Here is a 16630-nt window from a genome sequence, read left to right as displayed (position 1 = left end):
AAATTTTCCAACCTAATAACGTTATTGTGGCGTGTTTTTGACATCCAATAATAATGGCGCAGCGGCAGCGATAATGATCCATCTAAATAAAATAACCAAGAAATTTGGCGATGAGACCATTCTAAACAAGGTTTCGTTAGAGGTTAAAGAGCGCGATATTGTTTGTATCATCGGCCCCAGCGGTTCAGGAAAAACCACATTGCTGCGCTGCATAAATTTTCTGGAACACGCGGATAGCGGCATGATCGAGATTGATAAATACCGCGTTGACTGCGCCCGTGCCAAGAAAAAAGAGATCAATCTGCTGCGCGGCAAATCTGCCATGGTTTTCCAGAATTATAATCTCTTCAAAAATAAAACCGCCTGCGAAAATATAACGGAGGGATTGGTATACGCCAGAAAACTTCCCCGACGCCAGGCAGAGGAGATCGCCGCCGATCTGCTGCAACGCGTCGGTTTGCTGCATAAGAAAGACAGCTATCCCAACAGCCTGTCCGGCGGGCAGAAACAGCGGGTCGGCATCGCGCGGGCGCTGGCGATGAACCCTTCCGTACTGCTGCTGGACGAACCGACGTCGGCTCTGGACCCCGAAATGGTGGGGGAGGTGCTGAAACTGATTCAGAAAATCGCTCAGGAAGGCCAGACGATGATCATCGTCACCCATGAAATGAATTTCGCCAGAGAGATCGCCTCGCGCATTATTTTTATGGAAGGCGGTACGATTGTGGAAGATGGCACTCCCGAGACTATTTTCATTTCACCCCGGCAGCCCAGAACGCGAGCATTTTTGGAGCGAGTCAGTTATTAACGTGGGCGTTTTACGCCTCTGGAATACGGTATGAACAACGCGGTCATTAATGTGGATGAAATTTTTATCATCATCCCGAAATTATTGCATAACATGGATGTCACGCTGTATATATCCATCGTTTCTCTGCTAATCAGCCTGTTGGGCGGTTTATTTTTTGTTGCGCTGCAAGAACAAAAAAACCGCACTATTCAAAAAATCGTCACCGGTTATCTTGACGTGATGCGCGGCTCGCCGCTGATTTTGCTTATCCTGTTATTCTTTTACGGCGGCAAACTTATCCTGAGCGAATTAGGCATCAGCCCGCAGGCAATCAGCGACAACGTTTTCGCCATACTCTCCATTTCGGCCAGTATGAGCGCCTATTTTGCCGAAATGATGCGCTCCGCTTATCATGCCGTGGACCAAGGGCAAAAAGAGGCCATCAGTAGCCTTAATATCCCCCCGTTCCTGGGATTGATAAGAATCATATTTCCGCAGGGGCTGATTATTGCCATACCCAACCTGGGAAATTTATTAATTAATATCGTCAAGATGACGTCGCTGATCAATATCATCGGCATTATCGATATTTTTGGCCGCGCGCAGAAGATTTCGCAAAATAGTTACGGCGTCAAACAGGCGGAAGCGTTTATCAGCGTTGTTCTGATTTACTGGGCTATTAATGTTCTGATCTTTGCGGTCATGAAAGCATTAGAAAAAAGATACCGGCACATACTCAATTAGAGAGAGAAGAAAATGTTTAGCCTTGATTTTTTTCTGAACAATATTCCATTTATTCTTTCCGCTCTGCCGAAAACGCTGTACATCACTTTTTTCTCAACCCTTTTTGCCAGCACATTCGGGATGCTGCTGACCTATTTCAGAATAAAGAAAACGCCCGTGCTGCATATTGTGGCGGAGATTATTATCTCTTTCGGCCGTTCCGTTCCGGCGCTGGTTATGCTGTATTTTGTTTATTATGTATACCCCTATCTCATCGCGGCGCTGCTGAATAAGCCGATAAACAGCATTGCGGCCAACAAATTATCGGCGGATACCGCGGCGATTGTATCGTTCACCCTCATCTTCAGCGCCTATTTTTCCGAAGTGTTCCGTTCCGCCTACCAGGCGGTGGATAAAGGTCAACGCGAGGCGGGCTGGTCGGTCGGTTTGTCCGGATTCACCTGCTTTAGAAGAATTCTGCTGCCGCAATCCGCTATTTCCGCGCTGCCGAACTATACCAGCGTGGTCATTGACTTAATCAAAGACTCCGCGCTGGTGTATACCATCACCGTGGTGGATGTGATGGCGAAAGCCAATATCGCCGCCGCGCGCGGTTTTCATTTTGTCGAGGCCTATCTGATCGTTCTACTTATCTATATTGCCTTGTGCTTCGCTTTCGCCAAAGCACTGCGCATTGTCGAAGCCCGGCTCAATAAAAAATGGGGGGACGCCAGCGCCGCTGATTCTTCCTTTAAAAAAGTTGCACTTTCCCACAGGAGTTAATATGTTCAGGATAAAAATATTCACCCAGGCCATCGTCCCGCTATTGCTGATCGTCATGAGCCTGAATACGGTTAATGCGGCGGATAACGCGGAAAAAACCATTGAAGTGGTCGTTAACGCTAATGGCTTTCCGTTCAGCTTTGTCGATGATGACGACCATATTTCCGGCTATGACGGCGAATTATTACAGATCATCGATAAGCGGTTGAAAGGGTATAAATTTCATTTTAATACCGTCTCCCGCGATGCGATTATCGTCGGATTATCCACCGGCGCGTATACGCTGGCGGCCAATCATTTTTATCTGACCAAGGAACGGGCGGAAAAATATGAGTATTCGAAACAGCCTTCCGGCATCAGCGACCTGCGCTTAATTGTCAGAAAAGATGATAATACTATCCGCTCCCTGCACGATCTTGCCGCGCAAAATAAAAAACTGGTGCCGATTCACACCAACGACGCCCGTTATATCGTGATTGAAAACTACAATTTGAAGCATCCGGATAATAAAATTAATCTGCAACCGACCGGCGAACAGTCCGCCGCCGATATGTTCAAGTCCGTCGCATCCGGCGAATACGACGCGGTCGTTTATCCGATCGGCGCATTTCTGGCCGTTACCAAAGCCATCGATCTGAATCTGAAAGTCGCCGACTCCGTCGGTCTTTTCCCCAACGTTTTCCTTTATAACAAGCAGACGGACCAAGCCTTTATCAAGGAGGTCGACGACGTACTTGCCGAATTAAAAAACGACGGCACATTGGCTGAACTCTCCAAAAAATGGTATTCCGAAGATATCTACGGGCTGGAAGGCGCCAAAGATGTCAAAGTCAATACCGACTGGGAGTGAGTAAGTCATCCTTATCATAAGATGATGTTTATTCCCGCCCGTTGCGTTGCTACCGCGAAACGGCGCGGGTTAAGGATAACTAATATGGAAAACGGCGTCTCCATGACTTATCACAATACCCCCAATCTCACGGATGAGGTCACTCTGGCGCTGCGGGCGATTACCGAGAAACGAGCCGCCACGATTGCTTACATGCTGGACGAAGCGAAGCGTTACGGTCTGGACGATCGCCATGCCCGCGACGCTATCGCCCATTATGGGCGCGACAATGGCCGAAAAATGGTTTCGCAGATGCAGAATCCCAATGATATTCATGAATTTGCGGCAATCTTTACCGCCGGACTGGAAAGCAAGGTTTATGAAATGCAGCCGATATCCTTAACGGATAACGAATTCATTGTGCACTTCCACTACTGTCCTTACGTCAATAAGTGGCTGGAACAAGAAAAAGCTCCCGATGAAATACACCAGCTGTGCGATATCTGCATGGAAGGCGACAACGCCATTACCGACGCCTTTCCCAATTTAATGTTTGTGTTGGGAAATACCATCGCCAAAGGCGGCGCCGTGTGCGAATTGTGCTACAAAAAGAGAAGCTGAAGAGCGCGACTCCTCTCCCCAAGGGTTGGTAAAACAGAGAGCATGCCCTGCTTAGCCAGCTCGCTTCACGCCAGCAGCCCTTCCCGGCAGCGCTGCTGCCGGCTTTGCTCAAAGGTCTGCATCCCCGCCTGCGCGCCGGTCTGGATCAGGCTGGGCAACTGGTGGCTTTTTCCTTCCCTGATCAGATTGCCGACCGCGGACGTCGCCGTCAGCACTTCAAATAGCGCCACCCGACCACCTTGCGGCATCGGCAGCAGTTTTTGCGCCACGACCGCCCGTAGACAGGCGGCGAGCTGGCTGCGGACAAACGCTTTCTCTGCGCCGGGAAATACGTCCACCAGCCGGTCCACCGCCTGCGACGCACTGCGGGTGTGCAGGGTAGCCAGCACCAGATGGCCGGTTTCGGCGGCGGTCAACGCCAGGCGGATGGTTTCGCTATCGCGCAGTTCCCCCAGTAAAATCACATCGGGATCCTGACGCAGCGCGGCCCGCAGCGCCAGGGCAAAGGAGGTGCTGTCCCGGCCGATTTCACGCTGCTGGATCAGACACTGCCCGCTGGTATGGATAAACTCGATGGGATCTTCCAGCGTGATCACATGCCGGCGGCGGCGCTGGTTCAACGCCGCGATCATCGCCGCCAACGTGGTGGATTTGCCGCTGCCGGTCGCGCCGGTGAGTAAAATCAGGCCGTCGGGCTGCTCAATAAGTTCCGACAGCGACGGCGGCGCGCGCAGCGTGGTTAACGACGGGTGGGTCGATGGAATGATGCGCAGCGCCGCGGAGAGTCCCTGACGCTGACGAAACAGATTGACCCGCAGGCGTGGCCCGTCCGCCGGCATCAGCGCGCAGTCCACCTGCCCCGACCGTTGCAACTGTCGTAACAGGGGCTGCTCAAGCCAGGCGGCGCACCATTGTTCCAGTTGTTCCGTACACAAACGTGGTAAGGTATTTTCCGATCGCAGTTGACCGTCAATACGCAACATCGGCGGATGTCCGCTACACAGGTGCAGATCCGAGGCATTATGTTTTACACTAAGCGCCACCCATTCATCCACATTCATCGATTAATCTCCTGAACTACTATGACCACTATCCAGCAGAATCTACAGGACATCAGGCAGCAGATCGCCGTCGCCGCCCAGGGCTGCGCACGGGCACCGGAAGAAATAACGCTGCTTGCAGTCAGTAAAACCAAACCTGTGACGGCTATCGAAGAAGCGATCGAGGCCGGGCAACGGGCGTTTGGCGAAAATTATGTGCAGGAAGGCGTGGACAAAATCCTTTATTTCCGGGAACACTCGCCGGAGACAGGGTTGGAATGGCACTTTATCGGCCCGTTGCAGTCGAACAAAAGTCGGTTGGTGGCAGAGCATTTCGACTGGTTCCACACGGTGGATCGTCTGCGTATCGCCCAGCGCCTGAGCGAACAGCGCCCGGCGTCGCTGCCGCCGCTGAACGTCCTGCTACAGATTAATATCAGCAACGAGCCGAGCAAATCCGGCATCAGGGCGGATGAGTTAGCCACGCTGGCGGCCGGCGTGGCGGCATTGCCGAACCTGAACCTGCGCGGTCTGATGGCGATTCCGGCGCCCGAAACCGACTATCGGCGCCAGCTTGCCGTTTTCCGGCAAATGGATGATCTGCTCCAACAATTGGCATTACACTATCCGCACATCGATACCCTGTCGATGGGGATGACGGATGATATGCATGCCGCCATCGCCGCCGGCAGCACGCTGGTGCGGATTGGCACCGCCATCTTTGGCGCGCGTGATTATTCAGCGGCGACCCAATAATCAGACGCGCGGAATACCTCGTCACCTTGGCGATCGTTAACAGAGCAAGATAATCAGCGAGAATTCACATGCAGCAACGTAAAATAGCGTTTATCGGCGCCGGAAATATGGCGCAGGCCATTGTTGCCGGGCTAATCGACGGGGGTTATCCCGCGCGGAATATCAGCGTGTGCGCGCCATCCGCCACGCACCGCGACCAACTGGCCGCCAAATTCGGCGTTATCAGCAGCGCGGATAACGTGCGCAGCGCTCAGCAAGCGGATGTAGTGGTGCTGGCGGTCAAGCCGCAAATCATGGCCGACGTCTGCGAACCGTTGCGCCGGCAGGTGGATTTCTCCGCCAAGCTGGTGCTGTCGATCGCCGCCGGCATCAGCACCGCCCGTTTTCAGGCGCTGTTGGGAGACAACCTGAATATCGTGCGGATTATGCCGAATATGCCGTCGCTGGTACGGCAGGGTATGAGCGGGCTGTATGCCTCCGCCTCCGTCAGCGCCGCCGATCGGCAATTCACCGCCGAACTGATGCAAAGCGTGGGTAAAATCTGCTGGGTGGAAAACGAAGCCGGGATTAACGGGGTGATTGCCGCGGCAGGCAGCGCGCCGGCCTATTTTTTCCTGTTTATGGAAGCCATGCAGCAGGAAGCCGTCCGTCAGGGTTTCGATGCGGATAGCGCGCGTTTGCTGGTACAGCAGGCCGCATCCGGCGCCGCGGCGCTGGTGGAAGCCAACCCGGACACGCCGTTGTCGACGCTGCGCGAGAATATCACCTCCAAAGGCGGCACCACGGCCGAAGCGCTGCGGGTGTTTAACCAACGTCAGTTGCCGCAAATCGTGGCGGAGGCGATGCAGGCCGCCGTCGAGCGCGCTCAGGAAATGGAAAAGCTGTTTTAATTGAAAGCGGTGATAATCACCCCCATTTATACCCGAAGTCATCGGCGTTGCGGCCGACATACCCGCAACCTGAAAGATGAAAGATGAAAGGTATCATCCATTAATAAGGAACTGACGTATTTATGCTTACCCTGACTTTTCTGGTCAAAACGCTGGTCGACCTCTACGTAATGGTCCTGCTGTTGCGCATCTGGATGCAGTGGTCGCGCAGTGATTTTTATAATCCGCTGTCGCAGTTCGTGGTCAAGATCACCCAGCCGATCGTCGGGCCGCTGCGCCGGATCCTGCCGTCGTTGGGGCCGATAGACAGCGCCTCGCTGCTGCTGGCCTTTATTCTGACCACCATCAAGTACCCGCTGCTGTTGCTGATTCAGGTCGGCGCCCTGTCGCTCAGCCCGATGAATCTGCTGGTCGGCCTGCTGTCGCTGATCAAGTCGGCGGGTTACCTGATTTTCTGGGTGGTGATTATCCGTTCGCTGATGAGCTGGATAAGCCAGGGACGCAGCCCCATCGAATATCTGCTGCACCAGCTTACCGAACCCTTTATGGCGCCGATTCGCCGCATCATCCCGGCGATGGGCGGCATCGACTTCTCGGCGATGGTGGTGATCCTGATCCTCTACCTGCTCAACTATCTGGGCATGGATCTGTTTCCGGGGCTGTGGTTCCTGCTGTGAGCGCCGTCACTCGCCAAGATGACGACCTGGTGATTCGGCTGTATATTCAGCCGAAAGCCAGCCGCGACCAGATTGTCGGGCTGCACGGCGACGAACTGAAAGTCGCCGTGACCGCTCCGCCGGTCGACGGTCAGGCCAACGCCCATCTGACCAAATTCCTCGCCAAACAGTTCCGGGTCGCCAAAAGTCTGGTCATTATTGAAAAAGGCGAACTCGGGCGGCACAAACAGATTAAAATCATCAATCCGCAACACATCCCGGCGGAAGTCGCGGAACTTCTCCGATAAACACGCAGGAAAACAGTATGCAAAAAGTGGTTTTGGCTACCGGCAACCCCGGTAAAGTGCGCGAACTCGCCGGTCTGCTGGCGGACTTCGGTCTGGATATCGTGGCGCAAACCGAACTGGGCGTGGACGCCGCGCAAGAAACCGGCCTGACGTTTATCGAGAATGCGATTCTGAAAGCGCGCCATGCGGCAAAGATCACCGGCCTGCCGGCCATCGCCGATGATTCCGGTCTGGCGGTGGATGCGCTGGGCGGCGCGCCGGGGATCTATTCGGCGCGCTACGCCGGCGTGGACGCCGGCGACCGCCAGAATCTGGACAAGCTGTTGCACGCGCTGCAAGACGTGCCCGATGAACGGCGCGGCGCCAGTTTCCACTGCGTGCTGGTTTATCTGCGCCATGCGGAAGACCCGACCCCGCTGGTGTGCCACGGCAGTTGGCAGGGAATGATTGCCGTTGAAGCCGCCGGTAACGGCGGCTTTGGTTACGATCCCATATTTCTGCTGCCGGACGAAGGCGTCACCGCCGCCGAACTGACGCGCGAAGAGAAAAACGCCCGCTCCCACCGCGGTCAGGCGCTGCGTTTACTGCTGGATGCCCTGCGTAATGCTTAAACTGCCGCCGCTCAGCCTGTACATCCATATTCCCTGGTGCGTACAAAAGTGCCCGTACTGCGACTTCAACTCTCATGCGTTGAAAGGCGACGTGCCGCATCAGGAGTACGTCGACCATCTGCTGGCCGATCTGGATGCCGACCTGCCGCTGGCGGATGGCCGGGAGCTGCACTCCATTTTTATCGGCGGCGGCACCCCCAGCCTGCTGAGCGCGGAAGCGATGCAATCCCTGCTGGACGGCGTACGGGCGCGTTTACCCCTCAGCCCCGACGCCGAAATCACCATGGAGGCGAACCCCGGCACGGTGGAGGCCGATCGTTTCAGCGGCTATCAGCGCGCGGGCATCAACCGCATCTCGATCGGCGTACAAAGTTTCAGTCAACAAAAGCTGACCCGGCTGGGGCGCATTCACGGACCACTTGAGGCCAAACGCGCCGCGCATCTGGCCGCCGGGCTGGGATTGCGCAGCTTTAACCTCGACCTGATGCACGGCCTGCCCGACCAGTCGCTGGAAGAAGCGCTGGACGACCTGCGTCAGGCCATTGCCCTCAACCCGCCGCATTTGTCGTGGTATCAGCTCACCATCGAACCCAATACGCTGTTCGGCTCGCGCCCGCCCAAACTGCCGGACGACGACGCGCTGTGGGATATCTATGAACAGGGGCACCGCCTGCTGAGCGCGGCCGGTTATCAGCAATACGAAACCTCGGCCTACGCCAAACCGGGCTACCAGTGCCGACACAACCTGAACTACTGGCGCTTCGGCGACTATCTGGGCATCGGCTGCGGCGCGCACGGCAAACTGACCTTTCGCGACGGGCGCATTCTGCGCACGGTGAAAACCCGCCATCCGCGCGGCTATATGCGGGGCAACTATCTGGACAAACAGCAGCAGGTCGCCAGCGAAGACCGCGCCTTCGAGTTCTTTATGAACCGTTTTCGCCTGCTGGAAGCCGCCCCGCGCGCCGATTTCACCGCCTACGCCGGGCTGGATGAAAGCGTAATCCGCCCGCAGCTGGAACAGGCGCTGGCCCAGGGTTACCTGATTGAGAGCGCCGCCCACTGGCAAATCACCGAGCACGGCAAGCTGTTTCTTAATTCGCTGCTGGAGCTGTTTCTACCGGAAGCGGAATAAGGCGGGGCCGCTCGTTCCGCGAACGCCCCGTTCACCTCCCGCCTTGCAAAGCGGCGCACAAAACGCGTTGCGAGCCGCTTTCCATTTTCACGTTATCCACCTTGCCAGACGGCCAAAAATATCATTTTCTTTACTCTGGATTGAGATTTCATCTTTAGGTATTCTCTGTAAGAATAAATCTTACATCCACCGCTGAGGTAGTTATGGCCAGAACGATAACCATTGATCTTGGAGATGAACTGCGACACTACGTAGAGTCGCTGGTTGAGTCCGGTGATTACCGAACACAGAGTGAAGTCATTCGGGAGGCAATCAGAATGCTGCGTGAAAAACAGGCTGAGTCCGACCTGCAAAAACTGCGTAATCTGATCGCCGACGGATTAAATAGCGGAGAGCCACAGGAATGGAATCGCGATGAGTTTCTGCAAAAAGTCAGGGATAAAGTGCAGGCGTCGACAAAAAGGAATTAAGCTCACCCCGCTCGCGCAGGAGGATATGGAAAGTATTTATCTGTATGGCCTGCTGAATTTCGGTGAAGAGGCGGCTGAGCGATATTTATCAAAACTTGAGAACACGTTTAGTACCATTGCTCAATATCGCGTCGGCACGGAACGCCACGAAATCGGTAGAGGCATCTATTCGTTGCCTGTCTCAAGCCACGTTATTTTCTTTTTGTATGAAGTCGATACGGTCATTATTGTGCGTATACTTCACCAATCGCAAGATGCCGTACGCCACCTCCGGTGGATATAGCCGACATAAACATAAACGCTTGGTTTGATGAGTAAGGCATCCGGCTGAATATCCCGATAAATTTCCGCTTTTTCAGCCTGTTCGAGATTGAATTTTTGCGCCGGATTATGACAAAGTGTAGCGGTGTTTATCTCCTCGGGTGACGATGATGAAATTGGTGAAATTAATCATGGCATCGCTGCTGATGGCGGCGGTATTGAGCGGTTGCAACACCGCGCGCGGCTTTGGTCAGGACGTGGAAAAACTGGGCAGTAAAATTTCCAGTTCAGCCAGTTAACCTGTCCGACGGCGGCCGTTCCTCGGACAGGGCGATGTGCCGCACCGCCGGTTCGCGCTGCGCTTCCTGAATCACCCGCAGGTTGATCACGGAACGGATCGTGAATGCGTTCACGGTTTTCCCTTCCCAGATTGCTATAGTCACTCAGGCCGTTCACACCGGACGGCGTCAGGATTGTGACTGTTTATACAGGCAAAACCTAAACCTCTCGACGTATTGCTTCCCTTGCGGGGAACGATGCGTCGCGGCGTTTAGGTTTTTTTTATCGGACAAGGGACGGGTATATGAAGAAAACAATGTTGTCGTTAGGGATACTGTGCTGCGCCGTTCCGGTCGCGGCGACGCAACCGGTACTGACCTGGCGGGCGGGAAAAATCATTGAGCAAGACGGACTACAGTTCCGCGATCTGAACCGCGATGCCGAACTACAGCCCTACGAGGACTGGCGCCTGCCGGTACAAGAGCGGGCGCGGGATCTGCTGTCCCGCATGACGCTGCCGGAAAAGGCCGGCATGATGATGCACGCTTCGGCGCCGTCCGTCGGGGATCCCATCGGCCGCGGCGCCGCCTACGATCTGGACGCCACCCGTCGGCTGGCGGCGGACAAGCAGGTGAACAGCCTCATTACCCGCCTGAACGAATCCGCTCCCGCAGAGTTCGCCCGGCAGAATAATCTGTTGCAGGAGATCGCCGAAGCCTCCCGCCTGGGGATCCCGCTGACCATCAGCGTCGATCCGCGCAACACCTATACCTATGCCATGGACGCCGCGCCGTCGCCCGCCGGTTTCTCCCAATGGCCTGCCCCGCCGGGAATGGCCGCCATCGGCAACGAGGAGCTGATCCGGCATTACGCCGACCGCATCCGCCAGGAGTACCGCTCCGTCGGCATCACCCAGGCGTTGTCGCCGGTGGCGGATCTGGCTACGGAACCGCGCTGGTCGCGCATCGACGGCACCTTTGGCGACGATAAGGAACGGGTAAAGAAAATGGTGCGGGGCTACGTCGCCGGGATGCAGAACGGCACCGGGGGGCTGAATAGCGCCAGCGTCAGCGCGGTGGTGAAGCATTGGGTCGGGTATGGCGCGTCAGACAAAGGATTCGACGGCCACCACCACTACGGCAGATATGCGCCGTTTAAAGACTCGCAGGCGCTGGAGGAGCACATCTATCCTTTCACCGGGGCGTTCGAGTCCGGGGTCGCCGGCGTGATGCCTACCTACCCCATCCTGAAGGACGCGGTCTATAAGGGCACGCCCATTGAACAGGTGGGAGCGGGTTTCAACCAATTCCTGCTACAGAATGTGTTGCGCGGAGAGTATGGCTTCCGCGGGGTGATCGTCAGCGACTGGCTGATCACCGCCGACTGCGTCGGCACCTGTATAGCGGGCTATCCGCACGGTGAAAAGCCCGGCGTGGATATCGGCATCCCCTGGGGCGTGGAACACCTGTCGGTGGCGGAGCGCTTCGTCAAGGCCGTCGAGGCCGGGGTGGATCAGTTCGGCGGCGTGGACGACTCATCGATCATCGTGCAGGCCGTGCGCGAGGGCAAGCTGAAGGAAGCGCGCATCGATCGGTCGGTGCTGCGCATTCTGGAACAGAAGTTCCTTCTGGGGCAGTTCGAGGCGCCGTTTGTCGATCCGCGGCGGGCGGAGCGGGTGCTGAACGATAGAGACGCGCAGCGGCAGGCGGATCGGGCGCAGTACGACTCGCTGGTGCTGCTGAAGAAGCGGGACGGCGTGCTGCCGCTAAAGGCGGGCGCAAAGGTTTATGTCTGGGGGATGAGCCGCAAGGCGGCGCAGAACGCCGGCCTGACGCTGGTCGAGCGCCCGGAGCAGGCGGAGGTGGCGATCGTGCGCGTCAACGCCCCTTATGAGCAGCCGCACAGGAACTTCTTCTTCGGCGCCATGTACCATGAGGGCGCGCTGGACTTCAAACCGGACGACCCGCAGTACCGGGCGATCCTTTCCGCGGCCCGTCACGTACCCACCGTGGTGACCGTCTATCTCGACCGACCGGCGATCCTGACTGCGATCGAGGATAAGGCCGCCGTGCTGCTGGGGAATTTCGGCGTCAGCGACGAGGTGCTGCTGCGCTCGCTACTCAGCGATAGAGCCTATACCGCCCGACTGCCGTTCGAACTGCCCTCTTCAATGACGGCGGTGGAGCAACAGCGCGGCGATGTGCCGCACGATTCGCCAGCGCCGCTCTATTTCTCGGGATTCGGACTGCAATAAGACCTGGGAACCGGCGCCGATAAAATAATATTGCGCATATCAATATGGGGAATGCCGTCTTCGTCGTACGACTCGCCGACGGCGACAAAACCGAAAGCGGCATAAAAATCCTGCAAGTGCGCCTGGGCAGAGAGCAACAGATGCTTTTGCGGCCAGTGGCGGGCGCAGCCGATCAGCGCATGCTCCATCAGCAGATGTCCTAAATGCCGCCCTCTGGCGTCGGGCGCCACAATCACCCGTCCGATGGTGACCACATCATTGCCCGGATGCGGCGCCAGCAGACGCGCATAGGCCACGATGCCGCCGTGGCGATAGGCGGCGATATGGCGACTGCCCTCCGCCAGATCCCGGCCGTCGATATCCTGATACGGACAGCGCTGCTCCACGATAAAAACCTGATTGCGCAGCGCCAGAATGTCATGGAGTGAATAAACGTTCAGATCGGCAACATGCCAGTCATGCCATATCAGGTCCATATCCGCCTCTATCCTGTCAGATTGCTGACAACGTTCGAAATCTTACCCTCCCGGCCTCCCCCTTGTCAGGGGGAGGAGCCAACTCCCTCCCCTGCGAAGGGGAGGGTCGGGGTGGGGTGAAACTCACTGCTCCCGCCGTTTCGCGTAAATCAGCCATAGCCATAATAGACCAATGGCGCAGGCGAATAACACGCCGAAGCCAATGCCGATGGTGATAACCGATACGCCCAGTTTAACCACCAGCGAATAGAGCCCCAGCATCAGCAGCATGGCGGCGTTCTCCCCCAGGTTCTGCACGGCGATGGCGTTGCCGGCGCCGACGCTGGCCTTTCCCCGCTCCTGCAGCAGCGCATTCAGAGGCACGATAAAGAATCCCCCCAGCGCGCCGAGCAGAATCAGCAGCGCATAGGCGCTGGACAGGCTCTGTTGCAGCGTGAAAATCACTACCACCACGCCAATCAGCCCCCCCGCCGGCAAGCAGCGCTGTACCGTTTTCAGCGTAATCAGTTTGGCCGCCGCCCCGGCTCCGAACACAATGCCCACCGCCACCATCGCATTGAGCAGCGTCGGCGTGGCGTTATCGGTAATGCCGAGCGCCAGCGGCACCCACAGCACCAGCAGAAAACGCAGCGTCACCCCGGCGCCCCAGAACAGGCTGGTGCCGAGCAGGGAAAAACGGGTTTCGCCATCGCGCCAGAGTACACGACAGGCGGAAAAGAAGCCGCGCGTCATCCGGGCGGGATGCCAGGACTGACCGGGCCGCGCCGCGCTGAGCCGCGGGATCAGCATATTGGCGCCCAGCGCCACGCCGTAGGCCGCCGCACAGACGGCCAGCGCGGCGTACAAATTCCAGTCCGCCAGCACGCCCCCGGCCACCGACCCGGTGAGGATCGCCGCAATGGTCGAGGCTTCCATCAGGCCGTTGGCCTTCACCAGTTGGTCGCCGTGGGTTATCTCCCCCAGAATGCCGTACTTGGCGGGCGAGTACGCCGCCGCCCCCACGCCCACCAGCGTATAGCCGAGAAACGGATTGCCGCCGAAGCAGATAAGCAGCGCCCCGGCCAGCTTCAGGGTATTGGCGAACATCATCACCCGGCCTTTGGCGAAGCTGTCCGCCACCTGCCCGACAAACGGCGCCAGCACGATATAGGCGGCGACGAAGCCCATTTGTAAAAACGGCTGACTCCATTCGGGATAGACCAGCTGTTTGATCAGCGCCAGCGTGGCGAACAGCAGCGCATTGTCGCCAAACGCCGAGAAAAACTGCGCGATAATCACCGCGCTCATACTGCGCGACAGCAGCGGGGTTGTCTGTGACGAGGTCTGATTCATTCCGCCTGCTCCGCCATTTCACGCAGCGTGACAAAATCGGGCTTGCCGCTGCCGAGTAACGGCAATGCCTTCACATGCCGAATATCGCGCGGCACCGCCAGTTCAGGCACGCCGCTGCTGCGCGCCTGCGCCGACAGCCGTTCGCGGGTTAGCTGGCCGTCGGTGGTAAACAGCACCAGCGCCTCGCCTTTGCTGCTGTCGCTGCGGGCGCTGGCGGCGTGCTGAGCCTGCGGGGAAACCGCTAACGCCAGCTGCTCCGCGCTTTCCAGCGACACCATCTCGCCGGCGAGTTTGGCGAAGCGTTTGACCCGGCCGACGATGGTGCAGAAGCCGGTTTCATCCAGTTCGACGATGTCGCCGGTGTCGTACCAGCCCGCCTCGATTTCGCCCTGCGCGTTTTCCGCCGCCGGCGTTTCCAGCACGCCGGGATGCTCGACGCGCAGGTAGCCTTTCATGATGTTCGGTCCGCGCAGTTGCAGGCGTCCGCCCCGCTCGATGCCCGGCACCGTAATCAGCCGCGATTCCATTTCCGGCAGCAGACGACCGACGGTATGGATTTTCGCCGCCATCGGCACGTTGATCGCCACCACCGGCGCGCACTCCGTCACCCCGTAGCCTTCCAGAATGCGGATGCCGAATTTATCCTGCCAGACCTGACGCGTGGTTTCCGATAGCTTCTCCGCCCCGGCCACCACATAGCGCAAACGGGCGAAATCATAAGGATGGGCAAAACGCGCGTAGTGACCCAGAAAGGTGGAGGTGCCGAACAGCACGGTGCAGTTCTGGTCGTACACCAGCTCCGGCACGATGCGGTAATGCAGCGGACTGGGATAGAGGAATACCCTGGCCCCGGTGATCAGCGGGGTCAGCAGCCCGACGGTCAGGCCGAAGGCATGGAACAGCGGCAGCGCGGACATAAAACGGTCGCGCGGCGTGAAGTCCGCCACGGTGCGAATCTGTTCGACGTTCGCCAGCAGGCTGTCATGGGAATGCACCACGCCTTTCGGACTTCCCTCGGAGCCGGAAGTAAACAGGACCATCGCCGCATCGTCCGCCTGCTGCATCAGCATCGCCCGGGCGGGGAACAGCAGATGAAGCAGGATCCACAGCTTATCCGCCAGGGTGACGGTATCTTTTAAATCTTCCAGATAGACCCAGTTGGCCTCGCCGACCTGCTGCGGCAGGTCGGTCAGCTTGCCTTTTTCCAGAAACTGGCGCGAGGTGACGATGGTGTGGATGGCGGCGGCTTTCATGGCGTTTTGCAGCCCTTTCGCCCCCGCCGTGTAGTTCAACATCGCCGGCACCCGGTTGCGCAGCGACGCCCCGAGGATCGCCGCCGCGGTGACGGTGGCGTTGGGCAGCAGCAGGCCGACGTGCTCATCTTCGCGGGTAAAACGCTGCAAAATCCGCGCGACGCCCAGCGATTTTTTCAGCAGCCCCTGATAGCTGTCTTCTTTAAACGAAATATCCGAAATACAAGGGGAACGCCGCCCGTAGCGGGTGCGCGCGGCGAGAAAAGCCTGATACAGCGTGTGCCGCGGCCGCGTCGCCATCCGGGCGTGCATCATAATCCGGTGCAAATGTTCGCCCGCCAAAATACGGCGTTCTCTGGCGCTGTTCGCCTCCGGCATCGGCAGCGTGGTGGGCGGCAGATATTTTATCGTGATCCGCGGAAACCAGCGGCGCTTGAACACCCCGGACAGCCGCCCGAACGGGGTGAACTCCGCGCCGTCCAGCCGTACGGGAACAATGGTCGCGCCGGATTTCGCCGCCACAAACGCCGCCCCGCTGTAGATTTTCATCAGCGATCCCGTCACGGTGATGCGTCCTTCGGGAAACACCACCACCGGCTGCCCCCGCTCAATCAACCTAATCAGCCCCTTGATGGCGAGCGGCTTGGTCGGGTCCAGCGGCACGAAATCAATATAGGGCTTCAGCCAGCGCATAAACCAGCGGTCCGAAATGGTGGAATAGACCGCGAATACCGGTTTGATGGGTAAAAACAACGCCAGCAGCGCGCCGTCAAGAAAGGAGACGTGGTTAGGGGTAATCAACAGTTTGGACTGTTGAAAATGGCGGCTGTCGCCTTCAATCCGGATGCGGTACAGTCGTTTGAACACCCAGCGTAACAGGGTATAAATCATGTCTTCTCCCAATAGACAGATAAAGGCTATGGACTGCGAAAAGCAGAACGGTGGGCCACTGTAACCAAAATACGCCCGGTATCAAAATATCTTATACCCTAAATAATTCGAGTTGCAGGAAGGCGGCAAGAGAAGGACAAATTCGTCGGGAACGAATTTGTCCAGCCAACGGCTGGCCTCCGGTGAGAGACAGGATGTCTCTCATTCAATCCCGATGAGCTTACTCAGGTAAGTGATTCGGGTGACTGACAAATCTGCCTGGAGCAGATTTG

General features: G+C 57.4%; 20 protein-coding genes. 15 read left to right on the top strand and 5 right to left on the bottom strand.

Going from position 1 to position 16630, the window contains the following annotated elements:
• Positions 1-73 precede the first annotated feature (73 nt).
• The 5 genes from EH206_RS04015 (at position 74) to EH206_RS03995 (ending at position 3746) form a co-directional block, all read left to right on the top strand.
• Positions 74-808 (top strand): amino acid ABC transporter ATP-binding protein, encoded by a 735-nt coding sequence (locus EH206_RS04015; RefSeq protein WP_009111537.1) that lies wholly within the window; start codon positions 74-76, stop codon positions 806-808.
• 30 nt (positions 809-838) lie between these two features.
• Positions 839-1534 carry an ABC transporter permease subunit gene (locus tag EH206_RS04010; protein WP_009111536.1) on the top strand — a complete coding sequence of 232 codons (696 nt, stop codon included), beginning with the start codon at positions 839-841 and terminating at the stop codon, positions 1532-1534.
• Between the two features lie 12 nt (positions 1535-1546).
• Complete coding sequence (locus tag EH206_RS04005) at positions 1547-2296, top strand: amino acid ABC transporter permease (RefSeq protein ID WP_009111535.1); 750 nt, start codon at positions 1547-1549, stop codon at positions 2294-2296.
• A gap of 55 nt (positions 2297-2351) precedes the next feature.
• A complete protein-coding gene (locus EH206_RS04000; protein WP_050815636.1) occupies positions 2352-3146 on the top strand; it encodes a transporter substrate-binding domain-containing protein in 795 nt (264 codons plus the stop codon).
• A gap of 84 nt (positions 3147-3230) precedes the next feature.
• Positions 3231-3746, top strand: coding sequence for an L-2-amino-thiazoline-4-carboxylic acid hydrolase (locus EH206_RS03995; protein WP_009111533.1), 516 nt, complete (start codon positions 3231-3233; stop codon positions 3744-3746).
• Positions 3747-3811: 65 nt separating this feature from the next.
• Here the strand turns inward: EH206_RS03995 and EH206_RS03990 are convergent, their stop codons facing one another.
• Positions 3812-4807, bottom strand: coding sequence for a type IV pilus twitching motility protein PilT (locus EH206_RS03990; RefSeq protein ID WP_009111532.1), 996 nt, complete (start codon positions 4805-4807; stop codon positions 3812-3814).
• Between the two features lie 21 nt (positions 4808-4828).
• Here EH206_RS03990 and EH206_RS03985 point away from each other — a divergent pair, with 21 nt between their 5' ends.
• The 9 genes from EH206_RS03985 (at position 4829) to EH206_RS03945 (ending at position 10172) form a co-directional block, all read left to right on the top strand.
• Positions 4829-5542, top strand: a complete 714-nt coding sequence (locus tag EH206_RS03985; RefSeq protein ID WP_009111531.1) for a YggS family pyridoxal phosphate-dependent enzyme — start codon at positions 4829-4831, stop codon at positions 5540-5542.
• A 68-nt stretch (positions 5543-5610) separates the two neighbouring features.
• Positions 5611-6432 (top strand): pyrroline-5-carboxylate reductase, encoded by an 822-nt coding sequence (gene proC, locus EH206_RS03980; protein ID WP_009111530.1) that lies wholly within the window; start codon positions 5611-5613, stop codon positions 6430-6432.
• 122 nt (positions 6433-6554) lie between these two features.
• Positions 6555-7109, top strand: a complete 555-nt coding sequence (locus EH206_RS03975; RefSeq protein WP_009111529.1) for a YggT family protein — start codon at positions 6555-6557, stop codon at positions 7107-7109.
• Positions 7106-7396: a DUF167 family protein YggU gene (gene yggU / locus EH206_RS03970; RefSeq protein ID WP_009111528.1), complete on the top strand. Its 291-nt coding sequence runs from the start codon at positions 7106-7108 to the stop codon at positions 7394-7396. Before EH206_RS03975 ends, yggU begins: the two co-directional genes overlap by 4 nt.
• A gap of 17 nt (positions 7397-7413) precedes the next feature.
• On the top strand, positions 7414-8007 hold the full coding sequence (gene rdgB / locus EH206_RS03965; protein WP_009111527.1) for an RdgB/HAM1 family non-canonical purine NTP pyrophosphatase: 594 nt from the start codon (positions 7414-7416) through the stop codon (positions 8005-8007).
• Positions 8000-9142, top strand: a complete 1143-nt coding sequence (hemW, locus tag EH206_RS03960) for a radical SAM family heme chaperone HemW (protein ID WP_009111526.1) — start codon at positions 8000-8002, stop codon at positions 9140-9142. Before rdgB ends, hemW begins: the two co-directional genes overlap by 8 nt.
• Before the next feature lie 203 nt (positions 9143-9345).
• The gene (locus EH206_RS03955) at positions 9346-9612 is read left to right on the top strand and encodes a type II toxin-antitoxin system ParD family antitoxin (protein WP_009111525.1); all 267 of its coding nucleotides are present in this window, start codon (positions 9346-9348) and stop codon (positions 9610-9612) included.
• A 25-nt stretch (positions 9613-9637) separates the two neighbouring features.
• On the top strand, positions 9638-9895 hold the full coding sequence (locus EH206_RS03950; protein WP_232216569.1) for a type II toxin-antitoxin system RelE/ParE family toxin: 258 nt from the start codon (positions 9638-9640) through the stop codon (positions 9893-9895).
• Between the two features lie 145 nt (positions 9896-10040).
• Positions 10041-10172, top strand: coding sequence for an entericidin A/B family lipoprotein (locus tag EH206_RS03945; RefSeq protein WP_009111523.1), 132 nt, complete (start codon positions 10041-10043; stop codon positions 10170-10172).
• Here the strand turns inward: EH206_RS03945 and EH206_RS23490 are convergent.
• Positions 10161-10286, bottom strand: a complete 126-nt coding sequence (locus EH206_RS23490) for a hypothetical protein (RefSeq protein ID WP_255342512.1) — start codon at positions 10284-10286, stop codon at positions 10161-10163. The two genes, EH206_RS03945 and EH206_RS23490, sit on opposite strands and share 12 nt — an antisense overlap.
• 170 nt (positions 10287-10456) lie before the next feature.
• Between EH206_RS23490 and EH206_RS03940 the strand changes: the two genes are divergently transcribed.
• Complete coding sequence (locus EH206_RS03940; protein WP_009111522.1) at positions 10457-12406, top strand: glycoside hydrolase family 3 protein; 1950 nt, start codon at positions 10457-10459, stop codon at positions 12404-12406.
• On the opposite strand, the gene EH206_RS03935 is transcribed toward EH206_RS03940, so the two are convergent.
• The 3 genes from EH206_RS03935 to aas form a co-directional block, all read right to left on the bottom strand.
• Positions 12379-12882, bottom strand: coding sequence for a GNAT family N-acetyltransferase (locus EH206_RS03935; RefSeq protein ID WP_009111521.1), 504 nt, complete (start codon positions 12880-12882; stop codon positions 12379-12381). The two genes, EH206_RS03940 and EH206_RS03935, sit on opposite strands and share 28 nt — an antisense overlap.
• Before the next feature lie 123 nt (positions 12883-13005).
• Entirely contained in the window at positions 13006-14214 is a 1209-nt protein-coding gene (gene lplT / locus EH206_RS03930; protein WP_009111520.1) for a lysophospholipid transporter LplT, read from the bottom strand.
• Positions 14211-16358 (bottom strand): bifunctional acyl-ACP--phospholipid O-acyltransferase/long-chain-fatty-acid--ACP ligase, encoded by a 2148-nt coding sequence (gene aas, locus EH206_RS03925; protein ID WP_009111519.1) that lies wholly within the window; start codon positions 16356-16358, stop codon positions 14211-14213. The genes lplT and aas overlap by 4 nt, the downstream gene beginning before the upstream one ends.
• Between the last annotated feature and the right edge of the window lie 272 nt (positions 16359-16630).

The organism is Brenneria nigrifluens DSM 30175 = ATCC 13028, assembly GCF_005484965.1.
GTDB classification, from domain to species: Bacteria; Pseudomonadota; Gammaproteobacteria; order Enterobacterales; family Enterobacteriaceae; genus Brenneria; species Brenneria nigrifluens.
The sequence above is the reverse complement of the archived record's forward strand: the minus strand, read 5'-3'. Positions and strand labels throughout refer to the sequence as shown.

Excerpts from the sequence above, each read along its gene's own strand:
- EH206_RS03945 (WP_009111523.1), top strand. The coding sequence starts at position 10,041 with ATGATGAAATTGGTGAAATTAATCATGGCATCGCTGCTGATGGCGGCG.
- EH206_RS03955 (WP_009111525.1), top strand. The coding sequence starts at position 9,346 with ATGGCCAGAACGATAACCATTGATCTTGGAGATGAACTGCGACACTAC.
- rdgB (WP_009111527.1), top strand. The coding sequence starts at position 7,414 with ATGCAAAAAGTGGTTTTGGCTACCGGCAACCCCGGTAAAGTGCGCGAA.
- proC (WP_009111530.1), top strand. The coding sequence starts at position 5,611 with ATGCAGCAACGTAAAATAGCGTTTATCGGCGCCGGAAATATGGCGCAG.
- EH206_RS03940 (WP_009111522.1), top strand. The coding sequence starts at position 10,457 with ATGAAGAAAACAATGTTGTCGTTAGGGATACTGTGCTGCGCCGTTCCG.
- EH206_RS03935 (WP_009111521.1), bottom strand. The coding sequence starts at position 12,882 with ATGGACCTGATATGGCATGACTGGCATGTTGCCGATCTGAACGTTTAT.
- EH206_RS03985 (WP_009111531.1), top strand. The coding sequence starts at position 4,829 with ATGACCACTATCCAGCAGAATCTACAGGACATCAGGCAGCAGATCGCC.
- EH206_RS04015 (WP_009111537.1), top strand. The coding sequence starts at position 74 with ATGATCCATCTAAATAAAATAACCAAGAAATTTGGCGATGAGACCATT.
- EH206_RS03990 (WP_009111532.1), bottom strand. The coding sequence starts at position 4,807 with ATGAATGTGGATGAATGGGTGGCGCTTAGTGTAAAACATAATGCCTCG.
- hemW (WP_009111526.1), top strand. The coding sequence starts at position 8,000 with ATGCTTAAACTGCCGCCGCTCAGCCTGTACATCCATATTCCCTGGTGC.
- EH206_RS03975 (WP_009111529.1), top strand. The coding sequence starts at position 6,555 with ATGCTTACCCTGACTTTTCTGGTCAAAACGCTGGTCGACCTCTACGTA.
- EH206_RS04010 (WP_009111536.1), top strand. The coding sequence starts at position 839 with ATGAACAACGCGGTCATTAATGTGGATGAAATTTTTATCATCATCCCG.
- EH206_RS04005 (WP_009111535.1), top strand. The coding sequence starts at position 1,547 with ATGTTTAGCCTTGATTTTTTTCTGAACAATATTCCATTTATTCTTTCC.
- EH206_RS03950 (WP_232216569.1), top strand. The coding sequence starts at position 9,638 with ATGGAAAGTATTTATCTGTATGGCCTGCTGAATTTCGGTGAAGAGGCG.
- EH206_RS04000 (WP_050815636.1), top strand. The coding sequence starts at position 2,352 with ATGAGCCTGAATACGGTTAATGCGGCGGATAACGCGGAAAAAACCATT.
- lplT (WP_009111520.1), bottom strand. The coding sequence starts at position 14,214 with ATGAATCAGACCTCGTCACAGACAACCCCGCTGCTGTCGCGCAGTATG.
- aas (WP_009111519.1), bottom strand. The coding sequence starts at position 16,358 with ATGATTTATACCCTGTTACGCTGGGTGTTCAAACGACTGTACCGCATC.
- EH206_RS03995 (WP_009111533.1), top strand. The coding sequence starts at position 3,231 with ATGGAAAACGGCGTCTCCATGACTTATCACAATACCCCCAATCTCACG.